This is a genomic window from Homoserinimonas sp. A447 (genome assembly GCF_054489325.1).
This window is the reverse complement of the sequence record NZ_JBTMWW010000001.1, coordinates 783217-801585: the sequence shown is the minus strand read 5'-3', so window position 1 is coordinate 801585 and position 18369 is coordinate 783217. Positions and strand designations below refer to the sequence as shown.

Genomic DNA, 18369 nt, shown 5'->3' with positions numbered 1-18369 from the left:
GTCAGAGCATCTTCAGGTTGCGAGCCAACTCGTATGGCGTCACCTGTGCCCGGTATTCCTTCCACTCCTGGCGCTTGTTCAGCAGCACATAGTTGAAGACCTGCTCGCCCAGTGTTTCAGCGACCAGCTCCGAGTTCTCCATGAGCGAGACCGCGTGATCGAGGCTGGCCGGGAGGGGGCTGTAGCCGAGCGCACGCCGCTCAGAATCGGTGAGCATCCAGACGTTGTCTTCCGCCTCCGGCGGCAGCTCATAACCCTCTTGAACACCCTTCAGCCCGGCTGCCAGCATGAGGGAGAACGACAGGTAGGGGTTCGCTGCTGAATCGATGGCGCGATATTCGACGCGTGCGCTCTGGCCCTTGTTCGGCTTGTAGAGCGGCACCCGCACCAGGGCGGACCGGTTGTTGTGCCCCCAGGTGACGAAGCTGGGAGCCTCGTCGCCGCCCCACAGCCGCTTGTAGGAGTTGACGAACTGGTTGGTGACTGCCGTGATCTCCGGGGCGTGCCGCAGCAGGCCGGCGATGAACTGGCGTCCGACCTTCGACAGCTGGTACTTCGCACCGGCCTCGTAGAACGCATTGGTGTCTCCCTCGAAAAGCGAGACGTGGGTGTGCATTCCCGAGCCAGGGTGATCGGTGAGCGGTTTCGGCATGAACGTCGCGTACACGCCCTGCTCGATCGCGACCTCCTTGACGACGGTGCGGAAGGTCATGATGTTGTCCGCTGTGGTCAGCGCATCCGCGTAGCGGAGGTCGATCTCGTTCTGGCCGGGGCCACCCTCGTGGTGGCTGAACTCGACCGAGATGCCGAGGTCTTCGAGCATCCGCACCGAGCGGCGCCGGAAGTCGTGGGCGGTGCCGCCCGGAACGTTGTCGAAGTAGCCTGCCGAGTCGACCGGGATCGGACCCTTCTTGCCGAACTTGGAGCTCTTGAGCAGGTAGAACTCGATCTCCGGATGCGTGTAGAAGGTGAATCCGGCGTCCGCGGCCTTGGCCAGGGTGCGCTTGAGAACGTTGCGCGGGTCGGCGATCGCCGGCTGACCGTCGGGAGTCATGATGTCGCAGAACATCCGTGCGGTCGGGTCGATCTCTCCCCGCCAGGGCAGGATCTGGAAGGTTGCCGGATCGGGGTGGGCCAGCACATCCGCTTCGTACGTCCTGGTGAGGCCTTCGATCGCCGACCCATCGAAACCGATGCCCTCGGCGAACGCCCCCTCTACCTCGGCTGGCGCGATCGCGACGGATTTCAGGGTGCCGACAACGTCGGTGAACCACAGCCGAACGAACTTGATGCCCCGCTCCTCGATCGTGCGAAGAACAAAGTCGCGCTGCTTGTCCATTGGCTCCTCTTCGTGCATTCTTCATGCCTGGTGAGGCCAATAATCCCGGCCCCTGCTGCCCACCATTAGGCTAGTGGCTATGCCCAGAATTCGCTTGGCGCTGGCCCAAACCAACCCCGTAGTCGGTGACCTGGCCGGCAACGCGGGGCAGATTATCGACGCGGCCCGCAGCGCGGCCGCCCACGGAGCCGACCTGCTGGCTACCGGCGAGATGGCGATCTCTGGTTACCCGATCGAAGACCTGGCTTCGCGACCCAGCTTCCTGGAGGCTGCACATCGCGAGGTTCGTCACCTCGCGAAGCAATTGCAGGATGCCGGGCTCGGCGACCTGCCGGTGATCGTCGGGCACCCGGATGGTCCGTTCGAGCCGCGGGCGATTGGCACCAGCAACGCGCCGACCGCCATCGCGCACAACAGCGCCAGCGTGCTGCATCACGGCCACGTGAAGGCGACCTACTCGAAGCACCACCTGCCGAACTACTCGGTGTTCGACGAGTATCGCGTCTTCATTCCGGGCGATGAACTACTGGTCCTGCGCGTCAAAGACGTCGACATCGCTGTGATCATCTGCGAAGACCTGTGGCGGGACGGCGGGCCGGTGGCCCGGGTTCTCGACGCTGACGCCGGAATCCTGCTCACCCTGAACGCCTCCCCCTTCGAGCGCGACAAGGACGAGGTGCGGCTGCCGCTGGTCACCCGCCGGGCCGTCGAGAGCGACACGATCGTCGCGTACGTGAACATTGTTGGCGGACAGGACGACCTCGTGTTCGACGGCGACAGTGTCGTCGTCGATGGGACCGGGGCGATCCTCGCGCGCGCACCGCAATTCTCTGAGCACCTGCTGGTCGTCGACCTTGATGCCGCCGCCGCGACCGATGCACCGGCCTCGACGGATATCCAGCGCGTGACACTCGACGTCGAGGCCGGCACGCCACCACCGATCTCCACACTGGTCGCCGAGCTGGGCGACGACCGGGAACAGCTCTGGAATGCGCTCGTTCTCGGTGTCGGCGATTACGTGCGCAAGAACGGCTTCCGTTCTGTCATCCTCGGGTTGTCGGGAGGTATCGACTCCGCGGTCTGCGCTGTCCTCGCTTCGGATGCCATCGGGCCGGAAGGCGTGTACTGCGTATCGATGCCGAGCCGCTACTCCTCCGACCATTCGAAGTCCGACGCCGAGGACCTCGCTGAACGGGTGGGGCTGAACTACCAAGTTGAGGCCGTTGCCGACCTGGTTTCACCGATCGAAGAGCAACTCTCACTGACCGGTATAGCGGCCGAAAACCTGCAGGCACGGGTGCGCGCTGTGGTACTGATGGGACTCTCGAACACCCACGGCCACCTCGTGCTCACGACGGGGAACAAGTCCGAACTCGCGGTCGGATACTCCACCATCTATGGCGACTCGGTCGGCGGTTTCGCCCCGATCAAGGACGTCCCCAAGTCACTGGTCTGGGAGTTGGCGCGCTGGCGGAACGACGAGGCCGTGCGTCGCGGCGAGACACCGCCGATCCCGGAGAATTCGATTGAGAAGCCGCCGTCGGCCGAGTTGCGACCCGGCCAGAAGGACGAAGACTCCCTTCCTCCCTATGAGGTGCTGGATGGCATCCTGGACGCTTACGTCACCAGGAAGCTGGGAGCAAAGGATGTTGTCGCGCTCGGTTTCGATGCGCAAACGGTCGATGAGGTCACCACGCTGGTCGATCGGGCCGAGTGGAAGCGCCGCCAGGGCGCGATCGGCCCGAAAATCTCCGGAATGGCGTTCGGACGCGATCGCCGTCTTCCCATCACCTACCGCCCCAGCGTCAGCGACTGATCCACGTGATCCCGAACGGAATAGCCAATATCCGCAGAATAGAGTGGCCCCATGACTGATCCAGCAAAGGCAGCCGCGCAGGCGGGACTCAAGAAGGTTCGTACCCGGCATTTCCAGTCCGCGAAGGAGAACGGGATCAAGATCGTCGGCCTCACCAGCTATGACCAGCTGAGTGCGGGAATCTTCGACAAGGCGGGCATCGATTTCCTGCTGGTCGGTGACTCTGCCGGCAACAATGTGCTGGGATTCGACACGACCCTGCCGGTGACGGTCGATGAGTTGATCCCCCTCACCCGAGCGGTCGCCGGCGCGGTCTCGCGTGCTTTCGTCGTGGCGGACTTGCCGTTCGGCTCCTACGAGTCCAGCCCGGAGGAAGCCCTCCACACAGCGTTCCGGTTCATGAAGGAGACGCACGCGCACGCGGTCAAGCTGGAGGGCGGGGTGCGCAGTGCTGAGCAGATCCGCCGGATCGTGTCGGCTGGAATTCCGGTCATGGCCCACATCGGTTTCACCCCGCAGAGCGAACACGGGCTCGGTGGTCATATAATCCAAGGACGCGGCGAAGGGCTCGAACAGCTTCTCGCCGACGCACACGCCGTCGAAGATGCCGGCGCGTTCTCTGTGGTGCTGGAGATGGTTCCAGCCGAGGCCGCTGCACAAGTGACCAGGGAATTGCGTATTCCGACCATCGGCGTAGGTGCCGGCCCGGACGTCGACGGCCAGCTCATGGTCTGGACGGATTGGGCTGGACTGAGCTCTGGTCGTATTCCCAAGTTCGTCCGGCAATATGCAGACCTCAATGGAATTCTGACGGATGCCGCCACCGCCTATAGAACGGATGTTGCAAACGGCGCCTACCCGGCACCCGAGCACAGCTACGAGTGACGCCGATGATCCGGTGGCGCGTCTTCTGCCCCCAGATCTAGGGATATTAATGTACCTTTCCACCACTTCGACCAGCCAGGAATCCTACGAGCAGACCACCCTGGCCATCCACGATGTGTATGAGCAGACCGTCGCCCGCAACCCCGGGGAGCCTGAATTCCACCAGGCCGTGCGGGAAGTCCTGGATTCCATCGAACCGCTGATCGCGAGCCATCCCGAATACATCGAGGCCGGCATCCTTCAGCGCGTTGTCGAGCCCGAGCGGCAGGTGATGTTCCGGGTTCCGTGGGTCGATGACGCCGGCAAGGTGCGGGTGAACCGCGGCTTCCGCGTGCAGTTCAATTCGGCTCTCGGCCCGTACAAGGGTGGCCTGCGGTTCCATTCCACGGTCAATCTGGGCATCATCAAATTCCTCGGTTTCGAGCAGATCTTCAAGAACGCGCTCACCGGTCAGGGGATCGGTGGCGGCAAGGGGGGCTCTGACTTCGACCCGCACGGCCGCAGCGACAACGAGGTGATGCGCTTCTGCCAGAGCTTCATGAGCGAGCTCTACCGCCATCTCGGCGAGCACACCGACATCCCAGCCGGCGACATCGGCGTCGGCGGTCGGGAGATCGGCTACCTGTTCGGCCAGTACCGTCGCCTGACCAACCGGCACGAGTCCGGAATGTTCACCGGGAAAGGTGTGCAGTGGGGTGGCGCGCAGGTGCGCACCGAGGCCACCGGGTACGGCGCCGTCTTCTTCGCTGAAGAGATGCTCGCGACCAGGCACGACGGCATCGAAGGCAAGACCGCAGTCGTCTCCGGCTCGGGCAACGTCGCGATCTACGCGATCGAGAAGGTGGCGCAGCTCGGCGGGAAGGCGATCACCGCATCCGATTCCTCCGGCTACGTCGTTGACGAGGACGGCATCGATGTCGACCTTCTCAAGCAGCTCAAGGAGGTGGAGCGCGGGCGCATTTCCGAGTATGCCGAGCGCAAGCCGAACGCCCGCTTCATCTCGGGCGGCTCCGTGTGGGACGTTCCGGCAGAGTTGGCGTTCCCTTCGGCGACCCAGAACGAGTTGACGTTGCCCGATGCCGAGGCGTTGATCCGCAATGGGGTCATCGCGGTCTCAGAGGGCGCCAACATGCCGACGATGGCGGATGCCGTGCACCTGCTCCAGAACGCCGGCGTCCTCTTCGGCCCGGGCAAGGCGGCGAACGCGGGTGGGGTGGCGACCTCCGCGCTGGAGATGAGCCAGAACGCAGCACGTCAGCACTGGGACTTTGAGACGAGCGAGGAGCGCCTGCGGAGCATCATGAGCACAGTGCACTCTTCGGCCCGCAACGCCGCGGAAGAATTCGGGCGCCCAGGCGACTATGTCGCCGGGGCGAACATCGCGGCGTTCCGCACCGTCGCAGACGCCATGCTCGCCCAGGGCCTTATCTGATCGACCGGCGTCAGCTGTTCTCCGCTGCGTCTTCCTCAGCCCATTTGCGGGCACGTTCCGCGATGATCTCGGGAGCCCGCGCGGCATCCTCGCGCGTCTCGAACGGACCGTCCCGCTCGGAACTGAGCGACTGCGGGCCTTCTTCGACTTCACCGGTAACCCGGTTGTACCACCACTCGGTCATGGGAACTCCCGTCGTGAACCTAACATGGATCATATGCCGAAGGACCTGAACGGACACCTCATCCCCGGGGCGCAGTCCCCGCCACGCGCGGTGCCGGCCGACATCGTGCGTCCAGAGTATGTGGGCAGGAAGGGTCCGACCCGGTTCACCGGGTCTGATGTCTATCCGCCGGAGAAGGTGGCCTTGATCCGGGAGTCGGGCAGGATCGCTGCTGAGGCAATCCGGCTGGTCGGTGAGAACGTGCGCCCGGGCATGACGACAGACGAGCTGGATGCCATCGCGCACGGCTTCCTGCTGGCGAACAACGCCTACCCGTCCACGCTCGGCTACCGCGGTTTCCCGAAATCCATCTGCAGTTCGGTGAACGAGGTCATCTGCCATGGCATCCCCGATGACACCGTCCTGGAAGACGGCGACATCGTGAACATCGACATCACCGCCTACAAGAACGGCGTACACGGCGACAGCAATGCCACCTTCATCGTGGGTACGGCGTCCGCGGAGGTCACTGACCTGGTGAACCGCACCCGTGAAGCGCTGGGCCGCGGCATCAAGGCCGTAGCACCCGGCCGCCAGGTGAACGTCATCGGGCGCGCCATCGAGTCCTACGCCCGGCGGTTCGGGTACGGGGTGGTCCGCGATTTCACCGGGCACGGCGTCGGTGAGGCCTTCCACTCCGGGCTCATCATTCCGCATTACGACTCGGCGCCCCGGTTCGACACCGTCATGGAGGTAGGGATGGTGTTCACGATCGAGCCCATGCTGACGTTGGGCACGCACGAGTGGGACATCTGGGCGGATGACTGGACGGTCACCACCAAGGACAAGAGCGTCACCGCCCAGTTCGAACACACCCTGGTCGTCACGGAGCGTGGCGCCGACGTGCTCACCCTCCCCTGACCGACCTGACCTGACTTCCTGACCGAAAGGCAGTACCTCGTGACGCGTGCAGTGGGAATCGACATCGGCGGCACCGGAATCAAGGCTGCCATCGTCAACGTGGACAGCGGTGAGCTGGAGTCCGACCGCCTCAAGGTGTCCACACCGGAAGGCGGGTCGCCAGAGGGTATTGTCGGGGCGGTTGTCTCGCTCGTCGAGGAGCTCGGCATCGACGACGATCACGCCATTCCGGTCGGTGTCTGCTTCCCCGCCGTGATCCTGAACGGCACGACCATGTCTGCCGCGAACGTCAGCAGTGAGTGGATCGGGCTCGAGGCGGAGGCCCTCTTCGAGCGGAATCTGGCCAGGGATATCCATTTCGTCAATGATGCGGATGCCGCCGGATACGCGGAGGTGCGTTACGGGGCAGCGGCCGGTCGTTCCGGCCTCACCATCGTGACCACCCTCGGCACCGGCATCGGTTCGGCGTTCATCTACAACGGTGTGCTCATTCCGAACACTGAACTCGGGCATCTCGAGCTGGATGGCGCGGTTGCCGAGCACCGCGCGGCGAACAGCGCCCGCGAGGAGGAGGAGCTGAGCTGGGAGGTGTGGGCCGAGCGCCTGCAGCGGTACTACTCGCATCTGGAAGTGTTGTTCTCCCCCGACCTGTTCATCGTCGGCGGCGGCGTCTCAAAGGCGCACGACGAGTTCCTGCCGCTCCTGAAGCTGCGGGCGCCGATCGTACCGGCAGAGCTTCGCAACAATGCGGGCATCCTCGGGGCAGCAGTTCTCGCCGTCCGCGGACTCTGACAGGGGTGAATGGGCCGGCTGTTACGCCGGGTTCTGTCCCCACCTTGCGGTGCTGGACGGCCATCTATCTCGGGACTACGTTGCCGCAGCCCTCTAGCGGTCTACCCGGGAACTGGGCGAGCAGCCTGTAGCGTTCCCTGTCTGACCTTGCTCCGAACGAGGTTTACCTAGCCGGCCGGGTCACCCCGGCCGCTGGTGGTCTCTTACACCACCGTTTCACCCTTACCCCGGGCCTTGCGGCCCGTGGCGGTCTGCTTTCTGTTGCACTTGCTCGCGGGTTACCCCGGGTGGGCGTTACCCACCGTTCTGCTCTACGGAGCCCGGACGTTCCTCGGCACCCCTGCACCCTTTTCAGAGGCAGGGAGTGACGCGACCGTCTTGCCGACCCATTCGCCCTCATTCTACGGGCAGGTGCAGCGTCTACCGGCGACTACAGCCCGGATTCGGTTGTGCGGACGAGGATCGCCTGGCTGTCCGGGCAGATCAGCACGTCGTCAGGTGCGGCGGAACGGATCGCGTCGAGGTCGTTGGCATTGAGTTTGACGCCACTGGCCATCGACACGCCGCCCTGGAGCAGGGATGCCCCGAAGCCGTAACGCTCGCGCTGGCGCTCGTACAGTGCCAGCAGGTCCTCCGGCAGCTTCCCGGCAATGGTCGCCCGGTTGGCTTCAGCGTGACCGCGCTCCGAGTTGATGCCGGTGAGAGCGGCGTCGCGTTCCTGCTCCTTGGCGCTGATCTTCGCTTCCAGCTCGTCGAGGGCGGTGATGGTCTTCGCCTCCGCCTGCTCTCGCTCCTCCAGCGTCTCCATGACGCCGAGCTCGATCTCCTCCAGGTCGTTCTGGCGCTTCCTCAGCGCTGTCAGCTCTTGCTCAAGGCCAGCGACGTCCTTTACCGATGATGCGGTATCCAGTCGGTCGCTATCGCGCTTGATCCGCGCTTCGACAACAGCGACGTCTGCCTCGATGCGCCCCAGCTCGAGCCGGGTGTCTTCTGCCTCGCCCGTCTCCGTACGAAGCTGCGCGCGCGTGGCATCCGCCTCGGCATTCAGGCCGGCAATCACCGCGATCTGCGGAAGGCTCTTCGCCTGGTGGCCGAGCTGGCTGAGCTTGGTGTCCAGAGCCTGAAGGTCGAGCAGGTGCTTCTGGATGTCTGGGCTGGCTTTCAGGGGCATTGGGGCCTCTCAGGCTTTCCGGCGGTCATGGTTGCTTGCAGTGCTATTGCACAATCGTAAAATCCCAGGGGTCGGTGCGCAGGTCGCTGACGGTAACGGTGAGCGCCGGGAGCGCTTCACGCAGTTCGGCGGCCGCGGTTTCGAGCCACAGCCACTCGCTCGCCCAATGCGACACGTCAATCAGTGCCGGGCCGCCGGCGATCGCGGAGTTCGCCCGCGATTCCGAGGCCGGGTGGTGGCGAAGGTCGGAGGTCACGTAGACATCCGCCCCCAGCACTGCCGGTGCGCTCAGGAGCGAATCACCGGCACCGCCGCAGAGGGCGACCCGCTGGACCTGCTGGTTGTAGTCGCCGGCGACGCGAACGCCGCTGGCAGTGGCCGGCAGCAGCTCACCGAGCAGGCGGGCCAGCTGGCCGAGAGTGGTCGGCTGAGGAAGCATGCCGACGCGGCCGATTCCCTGGCTCGGGTCGGCAGACGGGGCGATCGGCGAGACCTCGGTGAGTCCGAGCATGGACGCCAGTACACCGGATGTGCCCGTCTCGACGACGTCGGCGTTGGTGTGGGCTGCAATCAGGGCGCAATTGGCGCGGATGAGCCTGCCGACCATCGCCCCCTTGTACCGGTCTTCGGCGACCGTCGTCACGCCGCGCAGCAAGAGCGGGTGGTGCACCAGCAGCAGGTCTGCACCCAGCTCGATGGCTTCGTCGATGGTTTCGGCAACCGCATCGACCGCAAGGTGGACCGAGGTGACCGGCGCCGTCGGAACGCCCACGAGGAAGCCTGGGGCGTCCCAGCCCTCGGCGCCGGTAATGGGCCACAGCCGCTCAATGACGGCGTTGACTTCGGCGACGGATGCTGACACCTCGACAGTCTACCGACTAGCCGCGAACGGATTCCTGCCGCCGGACGGCACCGATGCCGACCAGGATCGGCATCAGGATGGCTATGCCCAGCGCGACCAGGACCCCAACATCGGACTGCGCCAGGTCACTGCCGAGCGGCATTCCCGCAGGCTGCAGCAGGTAGCCCTGCCAGGCGAGCCAGTCGACGGAGGCCGTCGTGAACCCGTAACCGACCGCGCTGGCGGCAACCAGCACTCCGAGGTTGACCCAGCGGAAGTCTGCGTATGTTCCCCCGCGCTGAACCAGCGAGCGGGTGTCGAACCGACGATTACGGATCATGACCTCGGCGGTGAAGATTCCCAGCCAGGCGGCGGTGGGTACGGCCAGGGTGGTGGCGACATCGCGGAAGATCCCGGCCAGGTCGGCCGCCGTGAGCACCAGCACCACGGTGAGCGCGCCCAGAAGGGTCCCGACGGCCAGTACGGCCAGCTCCCGCCGCAGCGGCGCCAGGGCGACCAGCGCGAATCCTCCTGAGTAGATGGAGAGGATGACGCCGGAGAGCAGCCCGATGCCGACGGCGGCGACCAGGGGCACCATGAACCACGCGGGGACCAGTTCCGTGAGGGTCGCGATCGGGTCGTCAACGAAGCCGGATGCCAGCGACGGGTTTGATGCCGCCAACAGCGCCCCGTAGGCGATGAGAACGAACGCCGGCAGGGCGTTCCCGAACGAGGCGGTCAGCATGGAACCGGCGGCAGCGTTGGAGGGACGCTGGTACCTGGCGAGGTCGCCGGCCGACGTCGACCAGACCAACCCCACGAAACTGAACACCAGAATCGCCCCGGTGAGCACCAAGACCCACGGACCGTCGCCAATGGTCAGCGCTGCTCCCACATCGACGAGTGGCCAGCTGATCATGATGAGACCGATCACCAGTGCAGCGGATGCCACACTCAGCACCAGCTGGACCTTCGCGAGCAGCCGATAGCCGAAGAAGGCAACCACCAGTGCGATGAGGAACCCTATTCCGGCGGTGGCGATGGTCAACTGCAGCGTGCTCAGTCCGCCATCCGCCCGCGCTGCCACGAGAAGCCCGGCAGTGACCGACGCGAGCAGCCACAGCAGGACCCCACCCCACAGCAGGCGGGTTACCAGGGCGAGAATGCCGGGAACGGCATTGCCGATGAGGCCGAAGGTTGCCCGGGACGCAATGATGGTCGGCTGCCCACTCCACTTGCCGGCAAGGGTGCCCAACCCGATCGGCAGGAAGGACAGCGCCACCCCGGCAAGGGCTGCGACGATCGACTGGCGAAGGCTCATTCCCAGGGACATCAGCACTCCCCCGAAGACGATGCTCAGCACCGAGGAGTTCGCTGCAAACCAGAGCCAGAACAGCCGTAAGGCGCGACCCGTGCGCTGCTCCGGCAGCGTCGGCTCTGCGCCGCTGGGCTCGGGGCCGAACACCCGCTGGGCGGGGGTCACGGGTTCCGGAACGATGACGACCTCGCCCGGTTCGGTGCGGGGGCTCCCTACCGGGGCCGCTGGTGCGGCAACGTCGATGACATCATCATCGTCATCGTCAACATCATCTTCATCGTCTTCTTCACCGGCGTGGCTGTCCGTCGCTGAGGCGGAGGGGACATCCGCAGCCAGGACTGTCGATCCCGTGGCGTGCGGCGGTTCCTCCGGCTCCACCAGGTCGTAGACGACAGGCTCCGGTTTGTCCGGTGCCGTGGATGGAGCGGAGGCAGACGCATCCGGCGGTACCGAAATCGGCGCCGAAACGGGTGCGGAGGCTGACGGTGGAATGATCTGGATCGCCCCGGTGAATGTGACGCGAGTCTCCTCGACGACGTCGAGCGCTTCCGGTGTGCCGATGGCGAGCATCGAGCTCTCCCAATTGCGGAACTCCCGGGCCTCCTGCTCCCGAATTCGAAGCTGTGCCTGCAGCTGCTCGATCGCCTCCAGGACTCCTCCGTCCTGAAGGCCCTGCTTGTCGAGCGTGGCAACCAGGTGATCGTCGTCAAGAGAGCGTCGCTCCGGCGGCCGTGGGAACGCAGATCCGGGCGGCGGCGTCACCACTGTCGCAGGGTTCGGTGGCGGAGCATCCGGGAGCTGTGTCGGCTGGAAACCGGACCGGGAGAACTGCGCATACGCGTCGGCCAGGGGCGGCGTGAAGGTCGCCCGCCGCGGACCGGCGCCTGCACCGTCAGCCGACGTGGGCCGGCCGTCGCCCGCGCCGTCGTCCTGCTCCATGCCGCACATGTTATCGGCGAAATACCGGTCCGAGACGGTGACTGGCCGTGGCGGGCGCACGGAGTTTTCAGGGTCGTGGTGGGCCCTACCGGGATCGAACCGATGACATCCACGGTGTAAACGTGGCCGCGACCGCTATTAGGGCTATTTCACCTCTTGCAGCCCTTGCATTTGTTGCAGCGTGCCACCGGAGTTTTAGCCCGGGGGGACGCCGGGGGAACACGGGAAAGCCGACGGTTTCGGTATGTCGGGCGTCTACCCGGTTGCCTAGCAGAGTGGGCGCGCCTTCCAATTCGTCTATCTGCCCCTGGCCTGGGGGCTTGGCCTGTGCACGCAGCTCCGCCATACTCTGTGCATGAAAGTTCTCGGGGGAGTTCTTATTCTTGCCAGTGCGCTGGTGCTAAGTGGCTGTGCAGTCGGAGGCGATCCGGTGATAGGTGCACCGCCGGGTTTCGAGTCGGTTGTGAGCACTGTGCCCTCGGATTCGGTTCCGGGGTTCGTTTCCGAACCGCAGGATCAATTCGACGTGGTAGACGAGTTCGACGTTGCGTCGAGCGGAGTGGACCCGGCGTCGATTCGGTTCCAGGGCGAGTGGGGCGGCAGGGAAATCTTCCTCGGCGTTTCCGGTAAGACCACCGTCAACCTCATCACCGGCATAGACGGCGATCCCGACGAGTGGGGCACGGGCAGGTCCATCGGTAACGCCGTGATCGGGACGAACCCTGACTGGACGAGCCAGACCGGCGAGATCACTCTCCAGTACGTCCCGCAAGGCACAGAAGAGGTGCCCGAGGGATGGTCCGCCCTCTCCGACTGGATCATCGTTCGGGGCTAAGTCGAGGCCGTGCGTGACGGTAGACGGCGGTTAGTGACAGCCCTAGCGCCTCACCTTCAAAGCGGTAGGCACCAATCGGCTCGTTCCCAACGAGCAAACTACCGTCGATCAACGCTCGTGCGCTTGGGTTGCTGCAGATGCTACAAACTGCCATTGGTGGACTCCTAGAAGTAGATAGGGGCCGGGTCACGGATGCACGCAACCGCCGACAAACCCGGAGAAGGGCGACCCAGCCTCTACTCATAACAATCGACTTCACAGCACCGCCAAGTTGACCTTGGACACTTACGCGCACTGGCTCGGAACCGATGCCGACACAGCAGCAATCGGGCGTATCAACGCTGTGCTGGGGGACGCCGGGGGGACACCACCTATGAACCTGAGAGCCGAAGGCAAGAAGTAGATTTCTCTGCATCCCAGTGGATACGGGGCTAAACAATGGTGGGCCCTACCGGGATCGAACCGATGACATCCACGGTGTAAACGTGGCGCTCTACCAGCTGAGCTAAAGGCCCGTCTGCCCGGCTGGCCGGGCGACGAAAGTCAATAGTACAGCCCCGTGGGGGCCGACCTAGACTCGGCAACATGGCGCGTGCAACCGAAAGTTCAGGCAAGGCGAGCGATCGACGGAACCGGGCCGAGAAGAAGGCGGCTCGCGCCGAGCATCGCTGGCCGGCGGGTCTCGCGCTGTTCGTCGCGCTGACCCTCTACGCGCTGTTGCCGAACAGCGTGCTGCCGCTCTGGCTTCGCCTGACCGTGGTCGGCATGGGTCTCGCGCTGCTCGTTCCCGTGCTCATCCTCAACCCCCATCGGTTGAGTCGGCAGACCGAGTGGTCGCGCTTGCTGTCGGTCGGCCAGGCACTCCTTCTGATGGCGGTCAACCAGTACGCCATGGTGCACCTGATCATTCAGCTGGTAACCGCCAAGGAGTCCAACGGCCCGTCACTGCTCGTCGCGGCGGTGCAGGTCTGGGTGACGAACGTCATCGCTTTCGCCCTCGTCTATTGGGAGCTTGATCGAGGCGGCCCGGTCTCCCGGCGGCATGAGAAACGGAGCGACCTGCCGTTTGCGGACTTCAGGTTCCCCCAGGATGAGGATGCCGACGCGATCGATGAGGTCGCAGCCAGGTCATCGGAGAAGATGGACTGGGCCCCGTCGTTCATGGACTACCTCTACTTCTCCGGAACCAACTCGATGGCGTTCAGCCCCACCGACACCATGCCGCTCTCCCACCGCGCGAAAGCCCTCATGCTTGCCGAATCGTTCGGCGGCTTCGTCATGCTCGCGCTGGTGATCGCCCACGCGGTCGGGCAGTTGGGCGGCTGAAGCTAAGCCATGGCGAGCGCGTCCAGGGCCTCCTGATACGCGTCCAGCGACCTGGCGGTTCCCGGCTCGGTGACGAAACGTGAGCGGATGACACCACCGACATCGATCACGAAGGTCGCCCTGGCAGCAGTCCCCCGGTCCTCCTGGAACACGCCGTAATCCCGGGCGACTCCCCCGTGCGGCCAGAAATCCGCCAACAGGGAGAACTGGTAGCCCTCCTGTTCGGAGAACACCCGCTGGGTCGCCTTCGAATCGACGGAGACGGCCAATAGCTCGACGCCCTGCTGCTCGAACAATGCGAAGTTGTCGCGCAGCTCGCAGAGCTCACCCGTGCAAATCCCGGTGAACGCCAACGGGAAGAAGACCAGCGTCACCGGCTTCACACCCCGGAATTGCGACAACCGCACCGACTCGCCGAACTGGTTGCGCAACTCGAAATCCGGCGCTGCGGTGTTGATGTCTGCCATTCCGGCGGCTCCCTTCCAGGCCGGCCACCGGCATCCGGCGTCTCGGCGATCCAATTCAAACTAAGCTTGTTCAGCCTAGAGAACCAGCACACTGCCGCAATCCGGCCGTGCTGCGCCACTGGCTTGTACCTGTCTACGAAACGAGAACGAGGTAAGGGTGACGATTCACGATCAGGACCCGTACTCGGTGAACCACACCGATTCCGACCCGCAGGAGACTGCCGAATGGAACGAGTCCCTCGACGGGCTCGTGAAAACCCACGGCAGGGCCAGGGCCCGAGAAATCATGCTGAGCCTGCTCAAGCGGTCGAAGGAGTTGCAGGTCGGTGTTCCGATGGTTCCCACCACGGATTACATCAACACCATCCCGGTCGAGGACGAACCAGAGTTCCCCGGCGATGAAGAGATCGAGCGCCGCTACCGCCGCTGGATCCGCTGGAACGCCGCCATCACCGTGCACCGCGCCCAGCGGCCGGGCATCGGCGTCGGCGGTCACATCTCCACTTACGCGTCGTCCTCCTCGCTGTACGAGGTCGGCCACAACCACTTCTTCCGCGGCCAGGACCACACCGGCGGCGGAGACCAGATCTTCTACCAGGGCCACGCCTCCCCCGGGATGTACGCGCGTTCCTTCCTGGAAGGCCGTCTCTCTGAAGACCAATTGACGGGCTTCCGCCAGGAGAAGTCACATGCTCCGACAGGTATCCCGTCGTACCCGCACCCGCACCTGATGAAGGAATACTGGCAGTTCCCGACCGTGTCGATGGGAATCGGCCCGCTGAACGCCATCCACCAGGCGCAGATGAACAAGTACCTGACCAACCGCGGCATCAAGGATGCGTCCGACAGCAACGTCTGGGCGTTCCTGGGCGACGGTGAAATGGACGAGGTCGAAAGCCGCGGTGCACTGCAACTGGCCGCCAATGACGGACTCGACAACCTCAACTTCATCATCAACTGCAACCTGCAGCGCCTCGATGGCCCGGTGCGCGGCAACGGCAAGATCATCCAGGAGCTTGAGAGCTTCTTCCGCGGTGCCGGCTGGAACGTCATCAAGGTGGTCTGGGGTCGCGAATGGGACGACCTGCTCGCCAAGGACACCGACGGCGCCCTCGTCAACCTGATGAACCGCACGCCGGACGGCGACTACCAGACCTACAAGGCGGAGAGCGGCGCCTACGTGCGCGAGAACTTCTTCGGCCGCGATCCCCGCACGCTCCAGCTGGTTGAGCACCTCAGCGACGACGAAGTGTGGGGGCTCAAGCGCGGTGGGCACGACTACCGCAAGGTGTACGCCGCGTTCAAGGCTGCCAACGACCACAAGGGGCAGCCGACGGTCATCCTGGCCAAGACGGTGAAGGGTTACGGGCTCGGCACATCCTTCGAGGGCCGTAATGCGACCCACCAGATGAAGAAGCTGACCCTCGACAACCTGAAGACCTTCCGCGACGAAATGCGCATCCCGATCACGGATGCCCAGCTCGAGACCGACCCGTACAGCCCGCCGTTCTACCACCCCGGCGAGAACGACGAGGCCATCCAGTACATGCACGAGCGCCGGCGTGCGCTCGGCGGCTACCTGCCGGAACGACGGTCCAGGTACACGCAGGTGAACCTTCCGGACGTGTCGACCTACGACGTCGTGAAGAAGGGCTCAGGCAAGCAGGAGATCGCCACCACCATGGCGTTCGCCCGACTGCTGAAAGACCTGCTGCGGTCGAAGGAGTTCGGCCAGCGCATTGTTCCGATCATCCCGGATGAGGCGCGCACCTTCGGCATGGACGCGTACTTCCCGACCGCGAAGATCTATAACCCGAACGGCATGCACTACACCTCCGTCGACCGTGAGCTTCTGCTCGCTTACAAGGAGAGCGTTCAGGGCCAGATCCTCCACGTCGGGATCAATGAGGCCGGCGCGTTCGCCGGTTTCACCGCAGCCGGAACCTCCTACTCCACGCACGGCGAAGCGCTGATCCCGTTCTACGTCTTCTACTCGATGTTCGGTTTCCAGCGCACCGGCGATGCCATGTGGGCGGCCGGCGACCAGATGGCGCGCGGCTTCATCATGGGTGCTACTGCCGGTCGCACGACGCTCACCGGTGAAGGCTTGCAGCACGCTGACGGCCACTCGCCTCTGCTCGCCTCGACGAACCCGTCGGTGGTGTCCTACGACCCTGCCTACGGCTATGAACTTGGTCACATCGTGCGGGCCGGACTCGATCGGATGTATGGCGGGAATCACCCGGACCCGGATGTCATGTACTACGTGACCATCTACAACGAGCCGCTGGTGCAGCCGGCCGAGCCGGAAGAGCTCGACGTCGACGGACTGCTCAAGGGCCTATACCGGCTCAAGCAGGGCGCCGACGCGCCGCTCAAGGCCCAGCTGATGGCATCCGGTGTCGCGGTGCCCTGGGCCCTCGAAGCCCAGGAGCTGCTTGCCAACGACTGGGGGGTGTCGGCGGATGTCTGGTCGGTCACCTCGTGGGGCGAACTCCGCCGTGACGGTCTCGCCGCGAACGAGCACAACTTCCTCAACCCCGGCGAAACCAAGCAGGTTCCGTACCTGACTGAGAAGCTGTCACAGGCCGGCGGACCTTTCGTCGCGGTCTCGGACTACATGCATGCAGTGCCAGACCAGATTCGCCAGTTCGTTCCCGGCGACTACGCGACATTGGGCGCCGACGGTTTCGGCTTCTCCGACACCCGGGCAGCCGCACGCCGCTTCTTCAAGATCGACGGGCCGTCGATTGTGGTGCGCACCCTGCAGTCATTGGTGGAGCGAGGCGAACTCGACCCGACCGTCTTGCGCCAGGCGATCGAGAAGTACCAGCTGCACGATGTGAACGCCGGCACGACGGGTTCGGCCGGCGGCGAGAGCTGACGGTCGGGTAGGCAGCCATGGCGACAGTGCGAACCAAACAGCAAACCCTTGCCTGGCTGAAGACTGTCTCCGGAGAGCTCGCCACCGCCACGCTCAAACGCCTCGAAGACACGCTGCCGTGGTACGGCGACATGCCCCCCGGTCGTCGCTCGGCGGTGGGCATGGTGGCGCAGAACGGCATCACGTCGTTCATCCACTGGTACGACGATCCGACCTCGACGCCGTGGATTGCGGCGGATGTCTTCGGCGCAGCCCCGCGGGAACTGCTCCGCTCGGTCAGCCTGACTCAGACACTCCAGTTGATCAAAGTCACCGTCGAAGTGGTCGAAGACCGGGTCAAGGGCGGTGACGAGTCGCTGCGCGAGGCCATCCTGCTCTACTCGAGGGAGATCGCCTTCGCTGCGGCGGATGTCTACGCGCGGGCCGCCGAGGCACGCGGACTCTGGGACGCGCGGCTGGAAGCGCTGGTCGTCGACTCGATCCTGAGTGGCGAGTACGACGATGAACTGCCCAGCCGCATCGCCGCGCTCGGCTGGCATGGCCACGGCGAGGTGTCGGTTCTCGTCGGCACCGCGCCGAAGATGCTCGACGTCGACATGCTGCGACGCACCGCGAGGCACCTGGACGCCGACGTTCTGATCGGGGTTCAGGGCAGCCGACTGGTGCTGGTGATCGGCCGTGCGCGGCCGATGCCGCTTGAGGGCGAAGACGATGACGGCGCCGAGTTGGTCCCGTTCATCGACATTGCGAAGGCTCTCGAGCCCGGCTTCGGCGACGGTCACCTGGTGCTCGGGCACGAGGTTGGCTCACTGGTGGACGCCTCACGCAGCGCGAAGGCCGCGCTCGCCGGATTCGCTGTCGCGCGATCGTGGCGAAACGCTCCCCGGCCCACCCTCGCAGACGACCTGCTTCCCGAGCGTGCCCTGGCCGGCGACGCCCTGGCACGGGCAACCCTGATCAACCGCATCTACCGGCCTCTTCAGGCGCACTCGACCGAGCTGCTGGCCACCCTCTGGTGCTACCTCGACAACGGCCGCTCGCTGGAGGCCACCGCCCGAGAGCTCTTCGTCCACCCCAACACGGTGCGGTACCGGTTGAAGCGGGTGTCTGAGGTGATCGGCTGGGACGCCACTGGTGCGCGCGAATCGCTCATCCTCCAATCAGCACTGATTGTCGGTTCGATAGCCGATGTCGAGCCAGGCGCTCGACGGAGACAGACCTGATCAGGGCAGACCACTTG

15 protein-coding genes, 1 tRNA gene and 1 other RNA gene are annotated in these 18369 nt (G+C 64.8%); 9 read left to right on the top strand and 8 right to left on the bottom strand.

Translation table 11 applies throughout. From position 1 onward, the window contains the following. Position 1: 1 nt before the first annotated feature. The gene (locus tag ACX3O0_RS03910; RefSeq protein WP_459091178.1) at positions 2 to 1339 is read right to left on the bottom strand and encodes a glutamine synthetase family protein; all 1338 of its coding nucleotides are present in this window, start codon (positions 1337 to 1339) and stop codon (positions 2 to 4) included. A 79-nt stretch (positions 1340 to 1418) separates the two neighbouring features. Between ACX3O0_RS03910 and ACX3O0_RS03905 the strand changes: the two genes are divergently transcribed. Genes ACX3O0_RS03905 through gdhA form a run of 3 tightly spaced genes read left to right on the top strand, consistent with a single transcriptional unit; the run spans position 1419 to position 5472 of the window. After that, positions 1419 to 3155 (top strand): NAD+ synthase, encoded by a 1737-nt coding sequence (locus ACX3O0_RS03905; protein WP_459106862.1) that lies wholly within the window; start codon positions 1419 to 1421, stop codon positions 3153 to 3155. Positions 3156 to 3206: 51 nt separating this feature from the next. Beyond that, a complete protein-coding gene (panB, locus tag ACX3O0_RS03900) occupies positions 3207 to 4040 on the top strand; it encodes a 3-methyl-2-oxobutanoate hydroxymethyltransferase (protein WP_459091174.1) in 834 nt (277 codons plus the stop codon). 49 nt (positions 4041 to 4089) lie between these two features. Then, the gene (gene gdhA / locus ACX3O0_RS03895; RefSeq protein ID WP_459106861.1) at positions 4090 to 5472 is read left to right on the top strand and encodes an NADP-specific glutamate dehydrogenase; all 1383 of its coding nucleotides are present in this window, start codon (positions 4090 to 4092) and stop codon (positions 5470 to 5472) included. Between the two features lie 10 nt (positions 5473 to 5482). Here the strand turns inward: gdhA and ACX3O0_RS03890 are convergent, their stop codons facing one another. After that, a complete protein-coding gene (locus ACX3O0_RS03890; RefSeq protein WP_459091170.1) occupies positions 5483 to 5656 on the bottom strand; it encodes a methionine aminopeptidase in 174 nt (57 codons plus the stop codon). 33 nt (positions 5657 to 5689) lie between these two features. Here ACX3O0_RS03890 and map point away from each other — a divergent pair, with 33 nt between their 5' ends. Together map and ppgK are read left to right on the top strand one after the other, a co-directional pair. Continuing rightward, positions 5690 to 6556, top strand: a complete 867-nt coding sequence (gene map / locus ACX3O0_RS03885; RefSeq protein WP_459091168.1) for a type I methionyl aminopeptidase — start codon at positions 5690 to 5692, stop codon at positions 6554 to 6556. 39 nt (positions 6557 to 6595) lie between these two features. After that, positions 6596 to 7348 (top strand): polyphosphate--glucose phosphotransferase, encoded by a 753-nt coding sequence (ppgK, locus tag ACX3O0_RS03880; RefSeq protein ID WP_459106860.1) that lies wholly within the window; start codon positions 6596 to 6598, stop codon positions 7346 to 7348. Positions 7349 to 7354: 6 nt separating this feature from the next. Here the strand turns inward: ppgK and rnpB are convergent. From rnpB to ACX3O0_RS03860, 4 genes are all read right to left on the bottom strand, one after another. After that, positions 7355 to 7737: RNase P RNA component class A (gene rnpB / locus ACX3O0_RS03875), an RNA gene on the bottom strand. 41 nt (positions 7738 to 7778) lie between these two features. Further along, positions 7779 to 8519 (bottom strand): zinc ribbon domain-containing protein, encoded by a 741-nt coding sequence (locus ACX3O0_RS03870; protein ID WP_459106859.1) that lies wholly within the window; start codon positions 8517 to 8519, stop codon positions 7779 to 7781. Positions 8520 to 8562: 43 nt separating this feature from the next. Next, positions 8563 to 9381, bottom strand: a complete 819-nt coding sequence (locus tag ACX3O0_RS03865; protein ID WP_459091162.1) for a Nif3-like dinuclear metal center hexameric protein — start codon at positions 9379 to 9381, stop codon at positions 8563 to 8565. Positions 9382 to 9397: 16 nt separating this feature from the next. Then, positions 9398 to 11617: a cytosine permease gene (locus tag ACX3O0_RS03860; RefSeq protein ID WP_459106858.1), complete on the bottom strand. Its 2220-nt coding sequence runs from the start codon at positions 11615 to 11617 to the stop codon at positions 9398 to 9400. A gap of 355 nt (positions 11618 to 11972) precedes the next feature. Between ACX3O0_RS03860 and ACX3O0_RS03855 the strand changes: the two genes are divergently transcribed. Next, on the top strand, positions 11973 to 12452 hold the full coding sequence (locus ACX3O0_RS03855; protein WP_459106857.1) for a hypothetical protein: 480 nt from the start codon (positions 11973 to 11975) through the stop codon (positions 12450 to 12452). A 439-nt stretch (positions 12453 to 12891) separates the two neighbouring features. Here ACX3O0_RS03855 and ACX3O0_RS03850 read toward each other — a convergent pair. Then, a tRNA-Val gene (locus tag ACX3O0_RS03850) sits at positions 12892 to 12967 on the bottom strand. Positions 12968 to 13037: 70 nt separating this feature from the next. On the opposite strand from ACX3O0_RS03850, the gene ACX3O0_RS03845 reads away from it, so the two are divergent. Beyond that, positions 13038 to 13778 (top strand): hypothetical protein, encoded by a 741-nt coding sequence (locus tag ACX3O0_RS03845; RefSeq protein WP_459106856.1) that lies wholly within the window; start codon positions 13038 to 13040, stop codon positions 13776 to 13778. A gap of 2 nt (positions 13779 to 13780) precedes the next feature. Here ACX3O0_RS03845 and ACX3O0_RS03840 read toward each other — a convergent pair whose 3' ends face one another. Continuing rightward, positions 13781 to 14245 carry a peroxiredoxin gene (locus tag ACX3O0_RS03840; protein ID WP_459106855.1) on the bottom strand — a complete coding sequence of 155 codons (465 nt, stop codon included), beginning with the start codon at positions 14243 to 14245 and terminating at the stop codon, positions 13781 to 13783. A 157-nt stretch (positions 14246 to 14402) separates the two neighbouring features. On the opposite strand from ACX3O0_RS03840, the gene aceE reads away from it, so the two are divergent. Then, on the top strand, positions 14403 to 17129 hold the full coding sequence (gene aceE, locus ACX3O0_RS03835) for a pyruvate dehydrogenase (acetyl-transferring), homodimeric type (RefSeq protein ID WP_459106854.1): 2727 nt from the start codon (positions 14403 to 14405) through the stop codon (positions 17127 to 17129). 17 nt (positions 17130 to 17146) lie between these two features. Then, on the top strand, positions 17147 to 18352 hold the full coding sequence (locus ACX3O0_RS03830) for a PucR family transcriptional regulator (RefSeq protein WP_459091152.1): 1206 nt from the start codon (positions 17147 to 17149) through the stop codon (positions 18350 to 18352). Positions 18353 to 18369: the final 17 nt, after the last annotated feature.

Coding starts and splice junctions, on each gene's coding strand:
- ACX3O0_RS03910 (WP_459091178.1), bottom strand. CDS start 1,339: ATGGACAAGCAGCGCGACTTTGTTCTTCGCACGATCGAGGAGCGGGGC.
- ACX3O0_RS03905 (WP_459106862.1), top strand. CDS start 1,419: ATGCCCAGAATTCGCTTGGCGCTGGCCCAAACCAACCCCGTAGTCGGT.
- panB (WP_459091174.1), top strand. CDS start 3,207: ATGACTGATCCAGCAAAGGCAGCCGCGCAGGCGGGACTCAAGAAGGTT.
- gdhA (WP_459106861.1), top strand. CDS start 4,090: ATGTACCTTTCCACCACTTCGACCAGCCAGGAATCCTACGAGCAGACC.
- ACX3O0_RS03890 (WP_459091170.1), bottom strand. CDS start 5,656: ATGACCGAGTGGTGGTACAACCGGGTTACCGGTGAAGTCGAAGAAGGC.
- map (WP_459091168.1), top strand. CDS start 5,690: ATGCCGAAGGACCTGAACGGACACCTCATCCCCGGGGCGCAGTCCCCG.
- ACX3O0_RS03870 (WP_459106859.1), bottom strand. CDS start 8,519: ATGCCCCTGAAAGCCAGCCCAGACATCCAGAAGCACCTGCTCGACCTT.
- ACX3O0_RS03860 (WP_459106858.1), bottom strand. CDS start 11,617: ATGGAGCAGGACGACGGCGCGGGCGACGGCCGGCCCACGTCGGCTGAC.
- ACX3O0_RS03855 (WP_459106857.1), top strand. CDS start 11,973: ATGAAAGTTCTCGGGGGAGTTCTTATTCTTGCCAGTGCGCTGGTGCTA.
- ACX3O0_RS03845 (WP_459106856.1), top strand. CDS start 13,038: ATGGCGCGTGCAACCGAAAGTTCAGGCAAGGCGAGCGATCGACGGAAC.
- ACX3O0_RS03840 (WP_459106855.1), bottom strand. CDS start 14,245: ATGGCAGACATCAACACCGCAGCGCCGGATTTCGAGTTGCGCAACCAG.
- ACX3O0_RS03830 (WP_459091152.1), top strand. CDS start 17,147: ATGGCGACAGTGCGAACCAAACAGCAAACCCTTGCCTGGCTGAAGACT.